23 protein-coding genes are annotated in these 19908 nt (G+C 67.1%); 17 read left to right on the top strand and 6 right to left on the bottom strand.

The window, feature by feature from the left end; all coding sequences use genetic code 11:
• Nucleotides 1–5: 5 nt before the first annotated feature.
• The 17 genes from QHF89_RS12070 to QHF89_RS11990 all read left to right on the top strand — a co-directional run bounded on the left by QHF89_RS12070 (nucleotide 6) and on the right by QHF89_RS11990 (nucleotide 14223).
• A complete protein-coding gene (locus QHF89_RS12070; protein ID WP_136969480.1) occupies nucleotides 6–419 on the top strand; it encodes a hypothetical protein in 414 nt (137 codons plus the stop codon).
• A gap of 18 nt (nucleotides 420–437) precedes the next feature.
• Entirely contained in the window at nucleotides 438–1385 is a 948-nt protein-coding gene (locus QHF89_RS12065; protein WP_136969479.1) for a Mu-like prophage major head subunit gpT family protein, read from the top strand.
• A 17-nt stretch (nucleotides 1386–1402) separates the two neighbouring features.
• Nucleotides 1403–1702, top strand: a complete 300-nt coding sequence (locus QHF89_RS12060; RefSeq protein WP_136969478.1) for a hypothetical protein — start codon at nucleotides 1403–1405, stop codon at nucleotides 1700–1702.
• On the top strand, nucleotides 1699–2124 hold the full coding sequence (locus QHF89_RS12055) for a phage protein Gp36 family protein (RefSeq protein WP_136969477.1): 426 nt from the start codon (nucleotides 1699–1701) through the stop codon (nucleotides 2122–2124). The genes QHF89_RS12060 and QHF89_RS12055 overlap by 4 nt, the downstream gene beginning before the upstream one ends.
• The gene (locus QHF89_RS12050) at nucleotides 2121–2576 is read left to right on the top strand and encodes a phage virion morphogenesis protein (RefSeq protein ID WP_136969476.1); all 456 of its coding nucleotides are present in this window, start codon (nucleotides 2121–2123) and stop codon (nucleotides 2574–2576) included. Before QHF89_RS12055 ends, QHF89_RS12050 begins: the two co-directional genes overlap by 4 nt.
• Nucleotides 2573–3082, top strand: coding sequence for a hypothetical protein (locus QHF89_RS12045; RefSeq protein WP_136969475.1), 510 nt, complete (start codon nucleotides 2573–2575; stop codon nucleotides 3080–3082). Before QHF89_RS12050 ends, QHF89_RS12045 begins: the two co-directional genes overlap by 4 nt.
• Entirely contained in the window at nucleotides 3082–5130 is a 2049-nt protein-coding gene (locus QHF89_RS12040) for a DUF2586 family protein (RefSeq protein WP_136969474.1), read from the top strand. The genes QHF89_RS12045 and QHF89_RS12040 overlap by 1 nt, the downstream gene beginning before the upstream one ends.
• A gap of 1 nt (nucleotide 5131) precedes the next feature.
• The gene (locus QHF89_RS12035) at nucleotides 5132–5590 is read left to right on the top strand and encodes a hypothetical protein (protein WP_136969473.1); all 459 of its coding nucleotides are present in this window, start codon (nucleotides 5132–5134) and stop codon (nucleotides 5588–5590) included.
• A 6-nt stretch (nucleotides 5591–5596) separates the two neighbouring features.
• Nucleotides 5597–6286: a hypothetical protein gene (locus tag QHF89_RS12030; protein WP_136969472.1), complete on the top strand. Its 690-nt coding sequence runs from the start codon at nucleotides 5597–5599 to the stop codon at nucleotides 6284–6286.
• A 664-nt stretch (nucleotides 6287–6950) separates the two neighbouring features.
• Nucleotides 6951–9068 carry a tape measure protein gene (locus tag QHF89_RS12025; protein ID WP_136969471.1) on the top strand — a complete coding sequence of 706 codons (2118 nt, stop codon included), beginning with the start codon at nucleotides 6951–6953 and terminating at the stop codon, nucleotides 9066–9068.
• A 1-nt stretch (nucleotide 9069) separates the two neighbouring features.
• Nucleotides 9070–9657 (top strand): hypothetical protein, encoded by a 588-nt coding sequence (locus QHF89_RS12020; protein WP_136969470.1) that lies wholly within the window; start codon nucleotides 9070–9072, stop codon nucleotides 9655–9657.
• Nucleotides 9654–10322 carry a hypothetical protein gene (locus tag QHF89_RS12015; RefSeq protein ID WP_136969469.1) on the top strand — a complete coding sequence of 223 codons (669 nt, stop codon included), beginning with the start codon at nucleotides 9654–9656 and terminating at the stop codon, nucleotides 10320–10322. The genes QHF89_RS12020 and QHF89_RS12015 overlap by 4 nt, the downstream gene beginning before the upstream one ends.
• A complete protein-coding gene (locus QHF89_RS12010) occupies nucleotides 10319–10858 on the top strand; it encodes a hypothetical protein (protein WP_136969468.1) in 540 nt (179 codons plus the stop codon). Before QHF89_RS12015 ends, QHF89_RS12010 begins: the two co-directional genes overlap by 4 nt.
• A 2-nt stretch (nucleotides 10859–10860) precedes the next feature.
• Complete coding sequence (locus tag QHF89_RS12005; RefSeq protein ID WP_284720392.1) at nucleotides 10861–11268, top strand: hypothetical protein; 408 nt, start codon at nucleotides 10861–10863, stop codon at nucleotides 11266–11268.
• Nucleotides 11268–12413 (top strand): baseplate J/gp47 family protein, encoded by a 1146-nt coding sequence (locus QHF89_RS12000; RefSeq protein ID WP_284720391.1) that lies wholly within the window; start codon nucleotides 11268–11270, stop codon nucleotides 12411–12413. The genes QHF89_RS12005 and QHF89_RS12000 overlap by 1 nt, the downstream gene beginning before the upstream one ends.
• 14 nt (nucleotides 12414–12427) lie before the next feature.
• Complete coding sequence (locus QHF89_RS11995) at nucleotides 12428–13168, top strand: phage tail protein (RefSeq protein ID WP_136969466.1); 741 nt, start codon at nucleotides 12428–12430, stop codon at nucleotides 13166–13168.
• An 11-nt stretch (nucleotides 13169–13179) separates the two neighbouring features.
• Entirely contained in the window at nucleotides 13180–14223 is a 1044-nt protein-coding gene (locus QHF89_RS11990; protein ID WP_136969465.1) for a hypothetical protein, read from the top strand.
• 386 nt (nucleotides 14224–14609) lie between these two features.
• On the opposite strand, the gene QHF89_RS11985 is transcribed toward QHF89_RS11990, so the two are convergent.
• The 6 genes from QHF89_RS11985 to QHF89_RS11960 form a co-directional block, all read right to left on the bottom strand.
• On the bottom strand, nucleotides 14610–14903 hold the full coding sequence (locus QHF89_RS11985) for a helix-turn-helix domain-containing protein (RefSeq protein ID WP_136969464.1): 294 nt from the start codon (nucleotides 14901–14903) through the stop codon (nucleotides 14610–14612).
• 40 nt (nucleotides 14904–14943) lie between these two features.
• The gene (locus tag QHF89_RS11980; RefSeq protein ID WP_136931805.1) at nucleotides 14944–15228 is read right to left on the bottom strand and encodes a hypothetical protein; all 285 of its coding nucleotides are present in this window, start codon (nucleotides 15226–15228) and stop codon (nucleotides 14944–14946) included.
• A gap of 28 nt (nucleotides 15229–15256) precedes the next feature.
• Nucleotides 15257–15895 carry a hypothetical protein gene (locus QHF89_RS11975; protein ID WP_136969463.1) on the bottom strand — a complete coding sequence of 213 codons (639 nt, stop codon included), beginning with the start codon at nucleotides 15893–15895 and terminating at the stop codon, nucleotides 15257–15259.
• Between the two features lie 275 nt (nucleotides 15896–16170).
• Nucleotides 16171–17217 (bottom strand): RNA polymerase sigma factor, encoded by a 1047-nt coding sequence (locus QHF89_RS11970; protein ID WP_136969462.1) that lies wholly within the window; start codon nucleotides 17215–17217, stop codon nucleotides 16171–16173.
• Nucleotides 17218–17256: 39 nt separating this feature from the next.
• Nucleotides 17257–18387, bottom strand: a complete 1131-nt coding sequence (locus QHF89_RS11965) for a hypothetical protein (protein WP_136969461.1) — start codon at nucleotides 18385–18387, stop codon at nucleotides 17257–17259.
• A 5-nt stretch (nucleotides 18388–18392) separates the two neighbouring features.
• The gene (locus tag QHF89_RS11960) at nucleotides 18393–19448 is read right to left on the bottom strand and encodes a hypothetical protein (RefSeq protein ID WP_136969460.1); all 1056 of its coding nucleotides are present in this window, start codon (nucleotides 19446–19448) and stop codon (nucleotides 18393–18395) included.
• Nucleotides 19449–19908 lie beyond the last annotated feature (460 nt).

The raw sequence follows: 19908 nt of genomic DNA, 5'->3' as shown, positions 1-19908 counted from the left end.
GGATCATGGTCCGTGACGTGAAGCGATACGGGATCGGCGTCTGCGTCGAGCGGCTCGCGCCGGGGATGAAGGCCGGCGCGGTGATCGAGGAAGGCAACATCGTCTGCGTGGATGCCTCGGGCTATGCGCTCGAAGCGATCGAGGCGGCGGACCTCCGGCCGGTCGGGCGGGCCTGCGAGACGAAGGACAACAGCGCGGGCCAGGACGGCGCCGAGCGGATCAACTGCGAGCCGGGGACGTTCCTCCTCCAGAATTCGAGCGGTGCCGACGCGGTCACCATGGCCGATTTCCTGAAGGACGTGTTTTTTGTCAATGGGGGCCGCGTCGCGAGGACGAGCGGCGGCGGCAAACGCTCGGTGGCGGGGAAGATGATGGGGCTCGACGGGGGCCGCGTCGCGGTCTCCATTGGGCCGCGGTGACGCGAGGAAGGGCGTTCGATGATCATCACGCGTTCAAGCCTGCGGGCGATGTTCAAGGGCTTCCAAATCCTCTTCAAGAGCGGAATGGGCATGGCGGAGCCGTGGGGCTCGAAGGTCGCCCGCACGCTCCCGAGCACGGGCGAGGAAGAAACTTACTCCTGGTTGACGGCGATCCCGGGCCTCCGACATTGGGTTGGCCCGCGCGTGGTCGAAAACCTCCGCTCGCGGAGCTTCACGATCAAGAACAAGCCCTTCGAGAAAACTCTCGGCGTCGAGCGGGAGAAGATCGAGGACGACAAATACGGGATGTACGGCGATTATGCGAGCCTCCTCGGGCAGCAGGCCGCGAAGCATCCCGACGACTGCATCGCGCCGATCCTCCTGTACGGGGAGCAAACGAGTTACCTCGACCCCCTCGTCGGGCCGGTCTCGCTCGTCGTCTACGATGGCCAGCCTGTCTTTTCCGAGGTGCATCCGGTTGATCAAGACGATCCCGATTCCCCTGTCCAGGCGAACTATTACCCCTCGGGGATGGCTCTCACGCCGGAGAATTACGAACTCGTCCGCGCGAACATGCGGTCGCTCGTGGACGTGAACGGCAGGCGCATCGGGATCAAGCCGGACACCCTGATCGTGAGCCCGCAGAAGGAGGGCGCGGCGAAGCGGATCGTGGAAGCCGAGACGATCGCCCGCGGCGGCGCGCAGGAGGACAACATCAATCAGGGGACGGCCGAGGTCCTCGTGATCGATGAGCTGAGCGATTCGCCGGGGGTCTGGTTCCTCGCCATGCTCAAGAATCAGTTGATGCGGCCGATCATCTGGCAGGAACGGCAGAAGCCGCGGTTTCAGGCGCTCATGAACGGGAGCGAATACGCGTTCGTCAATAACCAATACCTCGCGGGGGTCGACTGCCGGGGCAATGCGGCGCCGGCCGTCTGGCAGAGCATCGCGAAGTGCCGCCCGTAGGGCCGGAGGGATGGCCGATGATCATCGTTACGTGTGTTCCGCCTCCCGGATATGACTCGTACCGCTGCGGCTGGCGCGAGGAGGAGCGGGACGGGAGGAAGGTTCGGATCGGGCTCTGCTGGAAGGCCGGGGCGACCGAGCTCCCGGATGATGCGCTGACGCGCGAGCAGATCGACATGCTGAAGCGGGATCCCGGGAAGCGGATCACGGTGCGGGAACTGCCGGGCGTCGAGCAGGTGCGTGCGACGAAGGGCAAGGCGCCGAAGGAGAGCGGCGAGGAGAAGGTCCCGACGGCGGGCGCGACGGGGGAGACGTGAGCACGTACGCCACGCTCGCGCAACTGTACGCCCTCGGCGTCAACAAAGAGGCGCTGGCGCGCGTGCCCGTGGCGGACCAACTCGAAGGGCTCGACGCGGCTTCGCGCAAAGTGGATACGTACCTCGCGGATCTCCATCCGCCGCTGGCGGTCTTCACCGGGGCGATCGTGGAAGCGACGGCGGCGATTGCTGCCTACACGCTCATGTCCGCTTCGGGCTTCGATCCCGAGCACGACGATTCCAAGAACCTGCGGCAGAGATACCTCGACCAGATCCACTGGCTCGAAGGGCTCGACGGCGGGAAAAAGCTTTCGGGCGTTGTGGGGCAGTCGGGGGTGGGAGGCCGGCGGCTCGGGCCTCGTGTGCGCGCGGCGGAGCTGCGTGGGTGGGAACGCGGATGGCGAGGAGGGCGGAGGCCATGAAGCTGTCACGGGTCGCGGGTCGCGGGCTGCTCGAAATGGCCAAGGGGCTGCGCTCGATCTCGAATGGATCGCATCAAACCGAGGTGCAAAGGAGCCTCGGAAAGGAGGCCGTCGAGCTCGTGCGCGATGGCATCGAGGCCGGTCGCTCGCCCGATGGGGACGCCTGGCCGAAGCGCGCGGCGGACGGCGCGCTCGCGCTGCAACCGCTCGCGGCACATGTCGAGTATCGTCCGCTTCCGCCGAACCCCTTCGAGTGCGCGGTCGAGGTGCGGGTCAATCACTGGACCGCCCATTTCGCGCAACGGGGGACGCTTCAGCATGGGGTCATCCATAACCCCGAGCGGCCGCTCGTTCCGGATGGGCAACCCCCTCCGGGGTGGATTGCGCGCATCCGCGCGGGCGTCGGCGTCGCCTTTTCCGCCGCGGTGCGGCGCGCGGTCAAGGGGGAATGATGGGCGGCTGGGACGAGACGAGCCTCGGGCGATTCGCCAAGGAGCTCCATGCGAAAATGAACGTCGAGGGCCTCGATCTTGCGATCGGAAAGGACGAGGGGCGCGGGCTCGCCTCGCCCGCGCGGCTGATCGTCTCTGCACCCGAGCACGAGGATCTCGAACCCCCGGCGCAGCAAGGCGGCGCGGGGAAACACATCTGCGAGGACCGCGTGATCGAAGCGACGTTCACGGTCTGGGGGAGCTCGCCCGTCGAGGCGGAAAGCGTCTACCTCCGCCTGTTGCAATCGGTGCGGGAGCTCGGGGTGAGCCGACGGGCGCGTGGTTATGGGCGCGTGCAGTGGATCGCGGGGGCCGGGCGCGCGGGTTCGGCGGGGGTCAAGGTGGTCATCCCGATGTCGATCCGCCTCCCGGTGGTGGACGTCGAGCTGCGGCGTGCGCTGATCCTGAACGCCTCGGCCGAGGGGGAGACGACTGCGCATGATGGCTCGAAACGCGAGGAATTCTGATGCCCAGCGCTGAAATCACGTTCACCGAATACGGACCGGCGGGCGAGCCGGCGTCGGCTGCGCGCGTGGTCGCCAAGGTGGGCGTCTGCTCGGCGGGCTCGACGAATACCGTTTATGCCTTCGATGTCCCCTCCCCCGTCGCGAAAGCGCTCGGTGAGGGGCCGCTCACGGAAGCCTCGGCGCAAGCGGTGCGCGTTTCAAAGCAGCGCACGCTCGCGATTCCCATCGAGGCAAGCATTCCGGGCGTGCTCGGGTCGCTTACGCAATCCGGCTCGGGGCCGGCGCTGCTGCTCGCGGGCTCTCCGACGGACACGGCGGCCGTGCGTGTGCGCATTACGAAGAGCGGGGCGCAGGGCGTCGGGCGATTCCGCGTCTCGATCTCGGGGACGGCGGCCGGCGCAGTGGTCGTTCCGCGGTTCGGAACGGAACTCGTGATCCCGACGCGCAAGGCGGCCGAGGTGACAGGCACACGGGATCTGTCGCGGCTCATGTACGCGAAATCAGCGGAAATCCGAGGGGACAAAGACCTCGGGGCCTCGGGACTCTATGGGCCCGGGGGCTTGCTCGATGGGAAGGACATCGAGGCCAAGCTCAACGGCGCTGATGTGACGTGCGTGCTCGAGGCCCCGAAGGACGCGGCCGCGCTGCTCGCGCAGTTGTCGAACGCGTTTTCCGCGTGCGTGTTTTCGCTCGATGTGGGTGCGCGGCTCGTGTGGACCTCGAAGGCGATCGGGAAGGCGGCGACGATCGAGCTCCTCGGCGGCTCTGCGCTCGGCGCGCTCGGCTTGGTGGTCGGGCTCAAGCAAGGCGAGCCGGGGGACCTCGACGGGGCGACGCTCGATATACAGGAAGACACGGGCGAGGCGCATACCGTCGAATTCAAGGATCCGCCCGCGGATCCGGCAGCGATCATCGCGGCCCTCGGGAAGGTCAACAACGTCGCGGCGGCGCTCGTGGCTCCGGCGTCGAAGTTGCGGCTTTCGAGCAAGACGATCGGCGAGGCGTCGAGGCTCGTGATCCTCGGCGGGAGCGCGCTTGCATTGCTCGGGCTTCCGAAAGCGGATGTGAAGGGCCGCGAAGCGGACCATACGATTCCGGGCGTCGGCGTGACGATCCAGTTTTCCGCGGCGGCGTTCGTCAAGGATACGGAATATGCGTTCGCCTGCACCGCGCCGGGCATCTCCATCGAGGCCGTGATCGAGGCGCTCGACAAGCTCGTCCAGGTGAAGGCGGATTTCCGGATCCTGCACGTCGTCGGCGAGCTCGCTGACGCGGCAGAAACCAGGGCGCTCGCCGAAGCGCTGGACACGAAGATCGCCGAGCTCGAAGCGCTCAAGCGGCCGATCGTCGCGATCCTCGGCGCGCCCCTCGGCGAGACGGACGAGGCGCTCGCGGAGGCCTTCGAGGGCTTCACGTCGCGGCGCGTGTGCGTGTGTGCTCGCGGCGCGTGGCTTCGCGGCGGAACGCTGCAAGGGTCGTTCTTGCGCTCACAATCGTGGGCGGCCGCGTACAAGGCGGCTGCGGTGCGGTTCTCGTCGGACCTCGGCAACCACGATGACGGGCCGTTGAAAGAGGTTGACGCGCTTCCCGTGGACGAGGGGCTCGCGACGGTAAAGCTGCGGGCGGCGCGGTTTACGGTCATGGATACGAGCGGGGGGAACGTGTACTTCGCCCGCGGGCTCACGATGGCGGATGAGCGGAGCCGCTATCGGGATCTGAACGTGACGCGCGTCATGATCGAGGCATACCTCGCGGCACAGCCGGTCCTCGACAACGAGATCAACAATGATCCACCGCTGCACGAGGACGGCACGCTCGAAACGAACACCGCGGGCGCGATCGACCGAGCGGTCACGAACGCTCTGGCAAGCGCGTTGATACCAGACCACGCGAGCGCGGTTCGTGCGCACGTCGTCCGCACGGACAACGTCTTCGAGACGAACTTCCTTCGGGCGACGATGACCGTGGTCCCTCGCGGGCAAATCTACGGGGTCTCGGCGGAACTCGGGCCGGGGCTCTTGACAGACAACGAGGAGGAGGGCGGCTGACATGGGCCATACCGTGACGACCCCGCGCGGAGAATTCGCGCACGATGATCTGACGATCACGGCGATCCTCCACAACGGCAAGCGACACACGTTCACCACGTGTTCCTCACTCACCTATGGAAACGGCCTGTCCTCCAGCACAGTCGGCGGGACGCAACCCGGGCCGAAGGCGCACGGGGGCCGGAAGGCCGAGCCGAAATGCGAGATCGAGATTTCCCGCGGCGAGGAGGACGAGCTTCGCGGAAAACAGGGGGATGGCTGGATCTATCGGACGGTGGATCTGCAAATCGTGTATTCGCTCCCGGGCCGGCCGGACATCATCGATCGCGTGGAGACGTGGCTGCCGCTCGGGGATGAAACCTCGTCGCAGGCCGGGGATCCATCGATGACGAAGCTCGAAGGGAATTGCCTCAAGGTGATCAAGAACGGGATCGATCCGTTCAAGAAGCCGAGGAGCTGAAGGACTATGCGCAAACTGACGGACGAGGTGCGGGCAGAGCTCCGGCGGACACACGGCGGGGATCTGCGGCTGATCGAGGTCGAGGATCGCGAGGGCGTGGCGGTCGTGGTGAAGCCTCCGACGCGCAAGGCGTGGGCGGCGGCGTTCGATGGGCTCTCCAAGCCTGCCGGGCGCCCCGATGCGCTCCACAACCTGCTGATCGATTGCGTGGCCTGGCCCGACGCGGCGGCGCTCTCGGCGGTGCTCGAGGAGGTTCCGGCGCTCTCCGAACTCGCGTGGCCTGTGCTGGCCGAGCTGGCGGGGGCGCCCGACGAGGAGCTGCAAACGATCCCCCTCGCGAAGCTCGGTTCCGATGACTGGATTGCGCTCGCAGCGGCGGGCCTGGCTGAAACGAGGTGCGCCGAGCTCGCGGCGGAGGCGCGCGGGACCTCGCAACGCGTCGCGGTGCGCATGCCGACGGGGCTCTGGCTGCTGAAGTGCCCGAGCTCCTCGCAATACACGGCGTCGCGGCGGCTGACCGCGCAAGGCAAGGTCTTCGACGGGCTTTATCGGCTCTCGCTCAACGCGATCGAATGGCCTACGGCTGAAGCAGTGGCGGCCGTCTTCGAGCGCTCGCCGGGGCTCGGGAGCGCCGTCGGCGAGGTGGTGATGGAGCTGGCTGGCGCGGGGGCAAAGCTTCGCGTGGGGGGGATCTAAGCCTGCTGCGACAGGCGCGAACGGATCCGAGCCTGGTCGCGGACGGGCTCCTCGAACTCTGCGGCGCCGATGCCGACTCCGAGTCGGCACGCGCGGCGGCACTCATGATTGCGGCGTTTCTTCAGTCGAACATCAAGTGGTCTGATCCATGACGGTTTCGGAAAAGGTCGTTCTGCGCGAAGATGTGGCGCGTCCCGCGGCAAAAGCGGCGGCGAGCGTGGAACGCCTTACGGGCGCACTGGGTGGGCTCGGCTCCGTGAACGTGGATGCTGGTGCGGCGGCGAAGATCGAGCGAACGGCGAAGGCGGCGAGCGCGGCGCAGGACAAGGCGACGGAAGCGGCGAAACGAGCGGCTGCGACACGGGAGGCCGCGACGAGAACGGAGGAAAAGGCGCGCGAGGCGGCCGAACGGGCAGCCAATGCGACGAGCGAGGCCGAGGACAGGGCGGCAGCGACGGCGAAGAAAGCGGCGGAGCTCCGCGAACGGGCGACAAAGGCCGCCGAAAAGGCCGAGGAGGCCGCTGCGCGGGCGGCACGGCTTCGCGACAACGGGACCCAGTCCGACAAGGCGGAGCGTGAGGCGGAGCGCGCCGCAACGAGGGCCGCACGGCTTCGAGCGAGCGCGGCGCGTGGCGAGGAGACGGCCAAGAAGCGCTCGGCCTCGGTGGCGCGCGCGCAAGCGGCCGCGGAGCGGCAAGCGGAACGGATCGGGGAGAAAGCGGCGCGGCAACGGGCGGCTGCCGAGCGCGCGGAGGCAACGGCTAAAAAGCGCGCTACCTCTGCGGCCCGAGCGCAGTCGTCGGCAGAAAAGGCGCACCGGAGTGTCGACGCGGCTGCCGAGAAGCGTGCTGCGAGGGCGCAGCGTGCGGCGGGGCGGGAGGATGCGCGACGCAGGAAAGGATTTGCCCCCAACGTCAGTAAGACAGAGGGGCGACTCTCCGAAGCGATTCGGCGATTCAACCCGGCGCAAGAGCGGCGGGAGGCGACGCTGGAGCGGCAACTCCGCAGCATGCGCAAGCAGGCCCGGGCTGGCCTCGACGACCAGAGCGAGGGCGGCCAGGGGAACGGGCAGAACGGGGCGGGAGGAGGGCGCGCCGCTGCGATGGCGGCGCTTGCGGCGATGGCCACGGCAGCCGCCGCGGGGGCTGCGCGGGCGGCTTACGCCATGGCTTCTGCGGCCGTCGATGCGGCGGCGTTTCGGGAGGACGTGACGCGGGCGCTCGGCGTCCTGCGGCGGACCCAGGGGGACGCGGACCGGGTCTACCAAACTGCGGTCCGAACCGCGGATTTCATTGGTCAGGGGCGCCGCGAGACGGTTGGCCAATTCGTGGATCTGCTCGGGAAGGGGTTCGATACCACCGAAGTCGACCGCATCATCCGATCCATTGCCGATCTTGGCACCGTCAACCCGAGCGCGAACGTCGACGGCATCGTCCGCGCAATGGGGAAGATCAAGGCCCAGGGGTACTTGCAGGGGGACGAGCTCGCCATGCTCACCGAGGCCGGGCTCTCGGCAGACAAGGTCTATGGGCAGCTTGCCCTGAAGCTCGGCAAGAGCGCGGAAGAGATCAAGCGCATGCAAGGCGCGGGGAAGCTCGGGGCGGCGGATACCATCGAGGCGATCCTCGCGGCGATCAACGAGCAAGCGGGCGGGCGCGCACCAGGGCTCGCGGCTCGGGCAAAGTCGCTCGAAGATATCAGCGGGCTCTTCGGGAGGCTGCAAGCACTCCCCGAGAACCTGCTCATGGATCTCGACGTGACCCCGGGGATGCGCTCGTTCAAGTCGTTTGTGGGCGGCCTGCTCGATAGCCTCGATCCCTCGGGGCCTCGGTGGACCAGGATCACACGGGTTCTCGGAAAGGTGCTGAACTCGACGTTCGGCACGCTGTTCGACAAGCAAGATCCAGGGAAGTTCATCGACCGCATATTGGCAAAGGCGGAGCTTGCCGCGCCGCTCATTTCGGCAGCCTTCTCCGGCTTCCGGACGGGCTTCGGCGGAGTCATCGGCATCCTTGATAAAATCGATACGCTGACCACGGGTCCGCTCGCAAAGTTTGCGAAGTGGATGGGAATCGATAACCTCCCGTGGATCGAGCTCGTGGCGAAGGGTGTGGGGCTCATCGCTGGCGTGGTTGGCGTTGTGCTCGGCACGGTCGGGATTGCCACAGGCGTGTGGGCGTCGTTCTTCAGCTATTTCTACGCAGGGCTCCTCGGCATGTATGGCGGACTCGTTGCGTTCTACGAAATGCTCGAAAGCATATTCACTGGCGAGGGACTCTATGCGGCGGGGGAATCCGCCGGAACCTCGATCGTCGATGGCTTTGTAGGCAGTATCCGCACCGGTGCGCTTGCGGTCGCGGCTGCGGTGAAGAGCATGGCCGGTGGGGCCATCGCCACGGCAAAGAGCACGCTCGGTATCGCGAGCCCCTCGCGCGTCTTCGAGGGGATCGGCTGGAACATGGCAAGCGGCGCCGAGGTGGGCATCACGGGCGGGGCGGGGCGCGTGGTCCGCGCGGCGGAGGCCATGGCGTTCGCAGCGACGCGGGCGGCGAACGACAACATCGTCAGCCCCTCGAAGGCGGGCGGCAGCGGTGGCGCGGCGATCGCCGTGGGTGCGGGCGCGCGGCCTGGTCGCGGGGCCGTGTACGGCGGCGAGCGTGTGACGATCAATGTCGACAATATCCAGATCGTGGTCCAGGGCAGCGCGACGGAGCGCGACGGCGAGGCCGTCGCCCGTGGGCTATGGGCCGAGCTCCAACGTCTCGCCGAGGAGGCTGCCTGATATGCCGATTCCCGCGCCGAGCGATAATCCGGACGTTTGGGACACCGTGACCCTCGGACCGGGCGATCTTCCGCCCAACCCTCGCGACGGGACGGCGACGCTCAAGGTACAGCCAAAGGCGAAGCTGGATACGAAGCGGAAGGGCGGCGCACAGAAGCCAACCACGACGAACGTAGCGCGCGAGCTCGCCGAGGTGACGATCACGGTCCGTTTCACCGAGGCCCTATGGCCCGACATGGAAGCGGCAATCGAACGGCTACAGCCAGGGAGCGGGCCGCACAAGATCGGTCATCCGAAATGCAGACTTGCGAAGATCAACGCGGTATCCATCGAGTCCTACGAGGGGCCGGATTGGGACGAGTTCCAAGTCGGGACGATCGTCTGGCACTGCAAGGAATGGGCACCTCCCCCGCCGGCCGAGGTAACGGCGAAGAAGCCTGACGCGGTCCAAACCCCGAGCACGGCCGTCTCCTACGAAAACAAGCCGTGGCATGAGGTCAAGCCTGGGAGCACGATTGCCCACAAGGGCGTCGGGGCGCTCTTCGCCACGGCTGCGGCGAAGGCCGCGGCGGGAGCGAACCGGCCGTGAGTCTCGTTCAAATCGGCGCGCTCGAAGTGATCTCGCTGCGCCTCTCGATGCCGCTCGCGGGGGCGTGGACGGCGGAGGCGGAGGTGGACACGGCCGAACCCCTTTCGGGCTCGGTCGTGATCGCCGTGGGCGTGGAGGATGCCGCGACGGTCGAGTTTTCGGGGACAGTGCTCGAAAGCCGGGCCTTCGAGGGTCGCGCGCGGGCCTTCATCGTCGGCGGGCGTGGAGGCCTCCGGCGTGAACTCCCTCCGCGGCAATATCAACTCGCTCCGCCTCGGCTCATCGTCTCGGCGATCCTCCGCGAGGCCGGTGAGGAAGCGGGCGAACTCGAAGGCCTCGACGGGCTGCCGGTTCTCGCGCGATGGGTCCGGGTGCGAGCGCGGGCCGCGGAAGCGCTCAACGTGGTTTGTCGACGGGCGGGTGTCTCGTGGAGGGTTCGGCGGAACGGTACAATCCTCGTGGGTGTCGAGACGTGGCCAGTATACGCCGGCCGGCCGTTCTGCGTCTCGGAGGACGGCGCGCATGCGCGCGCGGTGTACGCGCAGGACGCTCCGGACATCGAGCCGGGAATCCTGTTCGATGGGCGGCGCGTCGGGCGCGTGGTCCACCGGGTCGACGATGCAGGGGCCTTCCGGACCGAGGTCCTCTTCGAGGAAGCGTCATGAGCGCCGAACGCGAGCGGGAGATCCTGCGGCGGCTCGTGGCGCAATCGCTCGCGGTTCCGCTGCAATACCTGGCGAGCCATGATGCCACGGTCGTAGCGCAAGGGGCCGACGGGACGCTTGACCTCCGCCTCGACAGCGTGGACATGCCTGGTTTGTCGGGCGTCCCTGTCTGGCTTGGTCTGCCAGGGATCCGCGTCGAGGTGGCGAAGGGCGCCCGCGTGAAGGTCGGCTTTTCCGAGGGGGATCCGGCCAAGCCCTTCGCGGGGCTATGGGAGACGGACGCGGCCATGATCCGGATCGTCCTCGGCGGCGGAACGAAGGCCGTTGCACGGGTCGACGATTCCACGGATTCGGGGACGCTCGTCCTCCGCACGGTCACGGAGCCGGCGGCCCTCTGCACGATCGAATGGAAGCCGCCCGGCTCGGCGGTCGCAATCGTCCTCGGGGCCCTCGGCGTTCAGGTCTCCGGGCCTTCCGTCGTGGAATTGCCGATCCGGGGCATCATCACGAGCGGGCTCGCCTCGCTGCTGGGATAACTATGGCCATCGACTACGGCGACGATATGAGCACCTTCGGGCCGGACGGCTCGATCGATATCGATTTCGAGGCGGTCGTAGAAGGGCCGCGCGTCGTCCTCGAGGCCGTGGCGCGTCGATGGCTCATGAGTTCGGGCGCGCTTCCCTGGTCGCCCGCCGAGGGCGTCAACGTCCTCCGGATGATCAACGCGGACCCCTCGCCGACGAACCTTTATCGCCTCGGCGAGCTCCTCGAAGGCGAGGCGCTCCAGGAGCCGGGCGTCGTCGGGGCCTCGGTGCGCGCGGAGCTACGGGGCGGCGTGCTCTTCATCGTCGGGCGGCTCGAGCTGGCCGAAGGGAGCTACCTCCTCACGGTCGAGACGGGCGAAGCGCGGCGCGTCCTGTTCCGGTCACTCGGGGAGGCCGCGTAATGGGCGCTCCGTCGCTCGCGGCGCTGCTCGCGGCTCGCCGGAAGGACGTCATCTTCGAGGACCTAATCGAAAAGGCTCACGGGCTTGGGCTGCGCGCGCGGGGCTGGGACGCAAAGCGGATCGGGCGCGTGCTCCTCGAAATCGAGGCGCAAACGGTCGAGGCATGGGAGGCCGCGAGGATCGCGATCACCCGCGGCGGTTATCTCGGGGACGACGAAAACGGCCCCTTTGGCGCGTGGCTCGCTCTCGTCGCGCTCGGTTGGTTTCAAGAGTTGCGGCGCGAGGCCATTCCAACCGAAGGGCGGATGGTCTTGACCGAGTTTGCCGACGACTCTCTCCACGTCATCCAACCGGGTGAGCTCGCAGCGGTGTTCGGGCCCGAGCTTGCCGATCCGCTCCGGTACGTGAATGTCGACGGGGGCACGCTTCCGAAAGGCGGAACCCTCGCGCTCACCTTCCGCGCGGAGGCGCCCGGCGCGCGGTACAACGTCCCCCCGTCGACCATTTCGTTTCTGAATACGCCTCTCCAAGGCGTCCGCATCTCCAACCCGGCGGAGCCGGCGACGGGCACGTGGATCACGAGGGCCGGCGCGGACGAGGAGAGCGATCCGAGCCTCCGCGCGAAGTGCCGGGACAAGTGGGGTTCCCTCGGCGCAGGTGGGAACCTCGCGGCGGTCCGGTACCGGATCCGAAAGGCGGCAGAGCTCTTCGGGCTCTCCGTCTCGCGGTTCCGCGTCCGCGACGACAACCCGAACGGGCCCGGGAGCGTGGACGTCTACCTCGCCAATCCCGCCGGGCCTGCATCCGCCTCCGAGGTGAAGGCCGTTCGCGGCTACCTCGCGGGGCTGAAAGCCGTGGGGACGGGGCCGCTGCGGTGCTTCTCGGCGACGCTGCTCGAGGTGCCGATCGTCGCGAGCCTGCGGAATCCAACGAATCCGCATGCTGTGGCGGAAGCAATCGGCCGGCTCGTCGCCCTGCAATCCGATTACCCCCTCGGCGAGGCCCTCTACCGCGCGCGGCTGATCGAGGAGCTCGTGGACATCGCCAGCGGGACGGTGGACGTCCGGCTCGTGTCGCCTGCGCGGGACGTCCTCCCGAAGGCGACGGATGCCATCGTCTTCTCCCCTCACCTCACCTTGCTTTGACGAACCGAGGACGCATGGCGGACGAGTTTCGAGAGCTCCAGCGCGGCAACATCCCCGACGGTGGGCAATGGACCGATGCGGAATGGCTTCGCGGCCCGAACGCGCAAGCCTTCCTGGCTCTGCTCGGCGAGACCAAGGACGCCACGCTGGACGAGCTCCGGGCGGCCATCAAAGCGCGCTGGCCAGGGCTTGGGCCGCCCGATGCGCTGCGCTGGCATGGCCAAGGCTTCGATATCGAACGCTTCGAGGGGGAGACGGACGAAGAATATTTGGCTCGGCTGGAACGGGCATGGGAGACGCATCAACGGGCGGGGACGGTGGGAGCCATCGAGGAAAGTCTGCTGGCCTTCGGGCTCCCGGATGTGCTCGTGATCGAAGATTGGCAAGGGCGGTTCGCTGAAGGGTCTTGGTATTCGCGGTTTTGGGTCGTCCTCGGCCCGGATTTCGGGACGCTCGGGATCGAGCCTCTGCGAATGCCGCTCCTGTTGGGGGAACTGACACTTGGAACAACGGCAACCGTGGACCAAGTCCGCGCAATCAAGCGGCAGATCCTCAAGTGGAAGGACGCGCACGGCTACCCCGTCCACGTGATCCTCCGGTTCCGGGACGCTCCGATCCTCGGTCTCGGGCTCGCGCTCGGCTTCAAGCTCGGCGGCTCGGAAGGGAGCGGCGTCGCATTCTGGCCCATCGGCGCGGGGAACATGCTTGGGGGAATGTCGATGCCTTTCCGGCTCGGCGGTGGTTACGACATCTGACGGAGGCGGTCATGGCTTACGATTTCATGGGCTCGATGGTCTTTCATGCCTTCGTTCGCATGCTGAACGACGGGGAACTCGTCAATCACGAATCCCTTTACCGTCTCGGGCTGGTCCGCCTCGCGGATCGGACGGCGTACCTCCTCGATGCACTCGGCCGGGCGCGCGCGGAGCTGGCCGGCGTAGCCAACGGGACGCGGGCGACGCTCCTCGGCTCGAAGCGGCTGTCCACGTTCACTCAATATGACGCGGAGACGAACCCTACCGGGGAGCTCGGGCCGGGCGGGCTGCTCGATGGGAAGACTTTGCTCCTCGGCGAGGACTCGGGGTCGGCCGAAATGGTCCAATTCGTGGCTCCGTTGACGCCTGCGGACATCGCACAGCAGATCAAGGCCGGCGCGCCGAAAAACAAGGACGCGAGCCTCGACGATGAAACCCGGCTCGTGCTCGTCTCGAAGACGCTGGGCGCGAGCTCCTCGCTCTCGGCGAGCGGGACGGCGGCGGCGATCCTCGGGCTTCCGAGCGGAACGGCGACGGGAACCGGGACGGTCGATGACGGCGCGTCTCGGATCGGCTTCTTCGAGCATGGCGCGATCCCTACGGGAACCGTCCGCTCGGCCCTCGTCGGTCTGATCCAGGCGGTGGACAAGCTCGGGAAGGCGAAGGCTGCGCTCGCCGGGGATACGTTCACGGGGCCGGTCACGTTCGCGGGCCCGGTCACCTTCAAGTCGGGGACGCAGGACACGATCTTCGCGAATGCGCCGAATGCTGACGCTGTCCTCGACGCGAACACGGCAAACGTCGTCCTCCTGCCGATCCTGACGGCGAGCCGTACCTACACGCTGGCAGAGCCCTCGGGGGGCGCGCGGCGAATCCGGGTCGTGCGCCTCGCGGTCTCGGGCTTCGGGGCGACGTTCCGACGGCAGGATAGCGCGATGGTCGGCTTTCCGCCGAACGGCCAGGCGTGGGCGGAGTTCACGCACTTCGACGATGGGACCGGCGCGCGGTGGCGCCCTACGGCTTGGGGCGGGAGCGTTTCGCAGGTGATTTGGTAGTCTTCCGGGACGAGCTCGGGCGCCTGGCCCGTCGGGCGTCTTTCTTCGACCAGCCCTTGATCAAGCGGCAAGTGCTCCACTGGAGCTCAGACGCCATTCTGCGGACCGTCTGGTGGAACTCGTCTTCATTCGTCAACTCGTACCCGAGGAACATATCTCTTCCCTCTTCGGGGACGGGCAGCATACTCCAATAAACGTAAACACGCCCATCACTGCCGAGCGCAATCTCCCCGGTAACTGCCCACGCCAGGAGAGGCCAATGCCCGAGCCGCGCGAGTTCTTGTCGAGAAATGGCTAGCCCCATGAACCAACGTCGATCCCGCTTCGGGCGGCCACGCACGTAGACGCGCCCATCCGTCGCACACACGAAGTCGCGTTTTGCGGCATCATCCTGCGCGTTTGACATGGCTTCCCGGGTCGCTCTGTCGACCCCTCGACAGCAGATCCTCCAACCCGCTGGGAATCACGTCCTGGACCCGGACCCCGAGGCCCACGGCGATCTTCACGCAGGTTTCGACCGTGAGATTGACGCGCCCTTGCTCGATGTTGGACAAGGAGCCTTTACTCACGCCACTCGTATCGGCGAGATTGGCCAACGACATTTTCCGGTTGTGGCGCAACTCCCGGATGCGGTCGCCAAGGGGCTTGAGAAGTGGTTGGGTTGTTTTCCGGCGCGGCATGGAGAGTCCTTAAGGCGAAGGAGCCCCGGGCGGATCGTAGTCAGCGCTTCCCCTTGCTCTTCGGGTTCGTTCGACGGACTTCCGCTGTGATATTGAAGGCGATCTTGTGCATCGCATTTGCTGCGCATTTCGCTTCCTCGGGCGTCAATGCGTAGCCCTGGAACATGCGGCGTCCCTCGCACTGCTCGGCGCTCAGGTGCTCCGCATTCACGTAGACAAGGCCATCGGAGCCGAGCGCGAGCTCGGTGGTCAACTCCTCCGATTCCTTCTCCTCGGGGGACGTCGAGGGCGCAGGCTCGCCTCGCTGGGTCTGCTTCTTTGCCATTGTTTTTTACCTTCCTTGCTGCGCTCCGTCAGAGCGGGTGGCGGAGTTCGATATGCGTGAGACACCCGCGAAAGAGGTTCGTGATCCCGAGGGCAACCTCGTGCGGGTTGTTGGTCTCGATGGAAAGGAGCGCGATGACCTTTTGCTCCTCGAGCTGTTCGAGGGCACGGTTCAGATCGGATCGGCGGACCTCGGGCAGACGCGCGCGAACCCAAGCGACCGGCACCGGCTCGCGGGTGGTTGCGCAAAGGCGTGTGATGGCGAAGAGCACGAAGTAAGGGAGCTTGTCGCGATCCGGGAGGCGCTGGATATACTGTGCCTCTCGGACAACGTGCTCTGCCGCGCTCAGATACGCGGGCGATAGCCGGAAGATGTTATGGAGCAGAATCTCGCCGATGTGCTCCAGGGGGATCTCGCCTTTGCGATGCAGCGGCGGAGGCGGCAGGAAGCACGCCAAGGGCGGCGGGTCAAGGCGCGCGGCGAGGTGCTCGCGGGCTCGTCGTAGCGGGGTGCCAAGGAGCGCTACGAAGGCGAAAATGAGATCGAGCCCTCGCCGGTGCCAGGGCACCGGCGGCCGGGGATCGTACAACGTGTCGCGCTTGTCCTCGGGGGGCGCGCTGGGACGAACGCCCGAGGCCGGCGGCGCGGCGCTTCGCGCGGAGATCACGGCGGGATCGTCCTCTTTCATTGTGTCGACCGGTTGCGCGGACATAAGACCTCCAGGCGAATAGATGCCCGCTGCTCGGGTGGATCACGGTGCCCAAAGACACGTGTCCCCTTGCGAGCCGCACGGGAAATACACGACAAGCGAAGAGGGCCGCGCGTCGACCAGTGCGCCACGCCGGCTCCTCCTTCTCTTGGTCTCTCGCCTGTATAGTCGGAGGATGCGCGCGGTTTTCCAAAAGAAACCGCATGCGCGTGTTGGATGGGTGGGGGAAGGTGTTACGGTGTAGGCTTGCAGGGCCCGTGGGTCGCAAACGCGGCCGCGAAGGCTCCCGTGAGCCGGCGACGGAACTTGTTCGCGGTTTCGCAGTCTCCCCGGGCCTCGGCTGCGTTGATGATTCGCGCGAGGTGGCGGTTTGTCGCGTTGATGTCCGCCTCCGCTGGAGCGCCACCTTGCGGGGTCGTGGCGGGCACGGGCGCTGACACCACCTCGGGGCAAACGCATGCGCGGTCGTTCTCGAGGATCCCGCGCGGCGTGCTCGGCTCCCCCGAGGCCGCGACCGTGACGAAGATGGGCGAGAGCCGCGCGACGGGGTGGGCGCCACGCATGAGGAGGAAGACGATGATGGCCCCGGCGGCGGCGCTGGCGAGCATCGAGAGTGCACGTTGAACTCGGTCGTTCGGCGGGGCGGTGGAGGGCCGGCTGGGGGCCGCGAAGGTGACCGGCGCGTCCGCCTTGTCCCCCGCGCCGCCCGCCTCCGTGGAGCCGTCGTGCGTGTGGCTCTTGTCGACGAAGGGCAGGACGCTGCGGCTCCTGATCCCGCGCTTCTTGAACTCCTCGGCGAGCGTCGCGACGGCCTTGGTGACCAAGTGGTGCGCGGTGCTCGTCGCCAGGTGGAACTCCGCCGCGATCTCCTTGGTCTTCTTGTTGTGGCCAAACCGAGCCCGTAAGAGCGCGCGGCCGCGCGGATCGCTTGCCTCAAGGGCGGCGAGGATCTCGTCGAGGTGGCGCTGGATCTCGGCCTCGTTGTACTCGTGCTCGGGATTCGACGGGGCGACGTCCTCTTCCGTGAGTTTCGGGGCCTTGCGGCTTTGGATGCCTCGCTTCTTCCAATAATCGGCCGCGACCCTCGCGGCGATCTGCTGAAGGAAGGCGCCCATGGCCAGGACCTCGTGGGTTTCGAGGTACTCGATCGCCAGCCGGTACACCTCCTGCCGAAGGTCCGGCACGTCGGCTGCCGGGATGTGGTGCTTTCGCAGGCAGGCATCGATGGCGTCCTGGTAGTTCGTCAGAAGGGCGAGCGGGTCCTGATCAGGTGCATCCATGCTGTGGTTCCTCGGTCCTTCGGCAAACGCGGTGCGGATTCACGGACGGCAACACAAGGTCCGGGGGCCAGCGAGGACCACCTCGCCCGAGGGCACGCCCCCGGAAGCCTCGCAAACCCCGGAATGGTAGGTCGGGGCCTTCGCTGTCTTGGCTGCGATGCCTTGGCCTTCCGGGTTGATGTCGAGGCATGTCGGCTTGCTGGAAGAGACGGAGATGTTGAACGTTTTGGCCGAGCAAACGGCATCCTCGTATAAGGTGATCCACGCGGAGCAAGAGCTCCCTTCGGGCGCGCCGCACGTGCACGGGGAGCACATGCGCTGGTCCTCGAATGAATCGTAAACGATGAAGCGCTCGGTGTAGTCTACGTCCGGGCATGCGTGGATCCCAAGGCGCTCGACACAGTGGCGATAACCGTTCTGCTCGGCCGGGATGCAGTGCTCGTCCGAATCGCACGCGCCGAACGCGCTCCCTTCACATACCCGAACGAGCGATGACCATGAAGGCTTCGTGGGCGCCGTGGTCGTGTTGCTGGAGGGGTCGATCGCCGCGCACGCTTCGCCCTCGACGCCAAGGGGGCTGATGGTGACCGACTGCACGCAAGGCACGCCAGGACCACAAGAGAGGCCGGCGGGGATGGCTTGTTCGGCGGCGCAGGACCCATCCCACGCGGCCGGGGGATTCGTCGGCGTCGCGATCGTCCCCTCCGGCGGCCAGCACGTGGCCGCGTGCGCGGTGATGTTCGTAGGCAAGGTGCAGGTCCCCGACGACGGGCCGCACGAACACGGGCCGCATTTCTTCGGGGGGATCACGAGCTCGGCGTGCCACGTGAACTGCTCGACGGGCGCGGCGTCCGGGCAATCAGGCGCGGTGCCATCGTTCGGGCCGATCCAGGCAAGGAAAGGGAACGTGAAGCCGGCGGGGCGAAATGGCGCGCAGTCGCCGAGACACTGGAAATCGCAGTCGACCACCCCGTCGGTACTTGGAACGTCGGCGTCCTCGTCGCCGGAATCAGAGGCATCTGCGCCCGCGTCGGGCGTGCCTCCGCCCTCGCCGTCGATAGGGCGGTAGGTGACGCGTCCCTCACTACAACCGTTGAGCCCCGTCACGAGGACTGCCATGACGGCGGAGGCGAGAAAAACCGTCCTGTGCACGCAGTTCGTTTTGCCCATAAATGTTACTCCAATAGGTTTGCCGACACAGTGATACCAGCAGTGATTCGAAAGAGGGGCGATCTCCAATCGGTCACGGCATTGCGAGACTCTGTAGGGTCAAGCGCAACAACGATGCTTCGGAGCTGCATGTTCAGGTCCACGTATCCGTGCAGCCTGAAGCGTTCAGAGAGTCGAATCCGGCCATCGACCCGCCCCCCAAATCCGACCGAGAAGGCATCCGAGGCCGTCACGTCGTAGCCTGAACCAAGGTCGAATTGGAGTTGACTGACGCTGACCACGCCGCACGCGTCGACGTGCTTCAAGGCAAGGCAAGGGAGCACAGAGCCAGTCCAAGCAGCGGTTCGGCCGGGCAAGTCCCTGTCTCCAACGCCAGACGCGGGCGTGATCAAGCCGCGGACCTCGGCGAAGAAGGCAAAGAGCGGCCATCGCACGCCGAGCAAGCCGCTTCCGCCAACAGCGACTCCGGGCAAGCCGTAGAGTGACACAGCCGGGCCGGCGGCGGCTTCTACCTGGAAGGGCGGTTCCTCGCTGTTGGACGTCGAGCTGGTGATGGACGCTGCCGCTTGTGGGACGAGGGCTGCGAGGGACTCGAACGGGCGAAAGGCGAAGGCATGAAGCGCGGGGGATTGAACCTCGATCTCAGGCGGCGCTGCGATGTGCGGGGGCGGTGCCTCGCTTCCCCAGGCGCGGGCACCAAGGCGGGCCTCGACGAGGGTCGCGACATCGTACGCGAGCTCGCGGCAAGTCCCCTGCGGATCCGTTCGGCCGTGCCAGGGCTCGGCTCCCTCCGCGGTGGGGGCCCAAAGCTCCGCCTCGAAGGATCGACCGACCCGGCGGACCTCGATCCGGACGACGGGCGAGACGTCGGTCCTGACAACCAAGTATCCGAACTCGCCCGCGAGAAGCAGCGCGAGCTCCTCGGCGTCGGGGCACCCATCGGCCGGCGTCGGCGGCGCGTACTCTAAGCGGAAGGCGACCTTCGGCTTCGCCGCGAGGGCGGGCGATGCGAGGGTGAGCCCGCAGAGCACGGCGGCGAGGCTGGCGAGGCGACGGGGCATGTCGGGACCACACGAAGCTACGCTCGGTTTGGGCCGCGATGCAAGCGCCGTTTGCCCGGGAGCGCCATCTGCCTGTCATCGAAGGGGTTTTCTGTCGGGTGGACCGTTGACGAGTTCGTCTACGACAACACGAGCGGGCCCACGAGCCATGGCTCCAGGCAGCGGGCCCACTGTGGCAGACGGTTCGCACGGGATCCGAGCGGATCTCTATGACAAAAATTGTCCTATCTGTGCGCTGTTTCCGCGTGCAAAGTGCTCGTCGCGGTAGGTACCTTGCTCGCGGTCCGCCATGCAGCGAGCACGTTCCCCTGATACGAGAACCCCCTCCGAAGGGGGCGAGCCGTCCGACGTGACGGAACGCGCCTTTGGTGGCAAGACGCGGGGGCCGCGCGGCGAGCACGAGGGGGCGGGTTCGTCGGCGGGGGGTGGCCCGACAACCGCTTCGAGGCCTCGAACATGG

Origin of the sequence: Polyangium sorediatum (assembly GCF_029946465.1) — a bacterium.
Lineage (GTDB): Bacteria > Myxococcota_A > Polyangia > Polyangiales > Polyangiaceae > Polyangium > Polyangium fumosum.
This window is presented reverse-complemented; position numbering and strand designations above follow the sequence as displayed.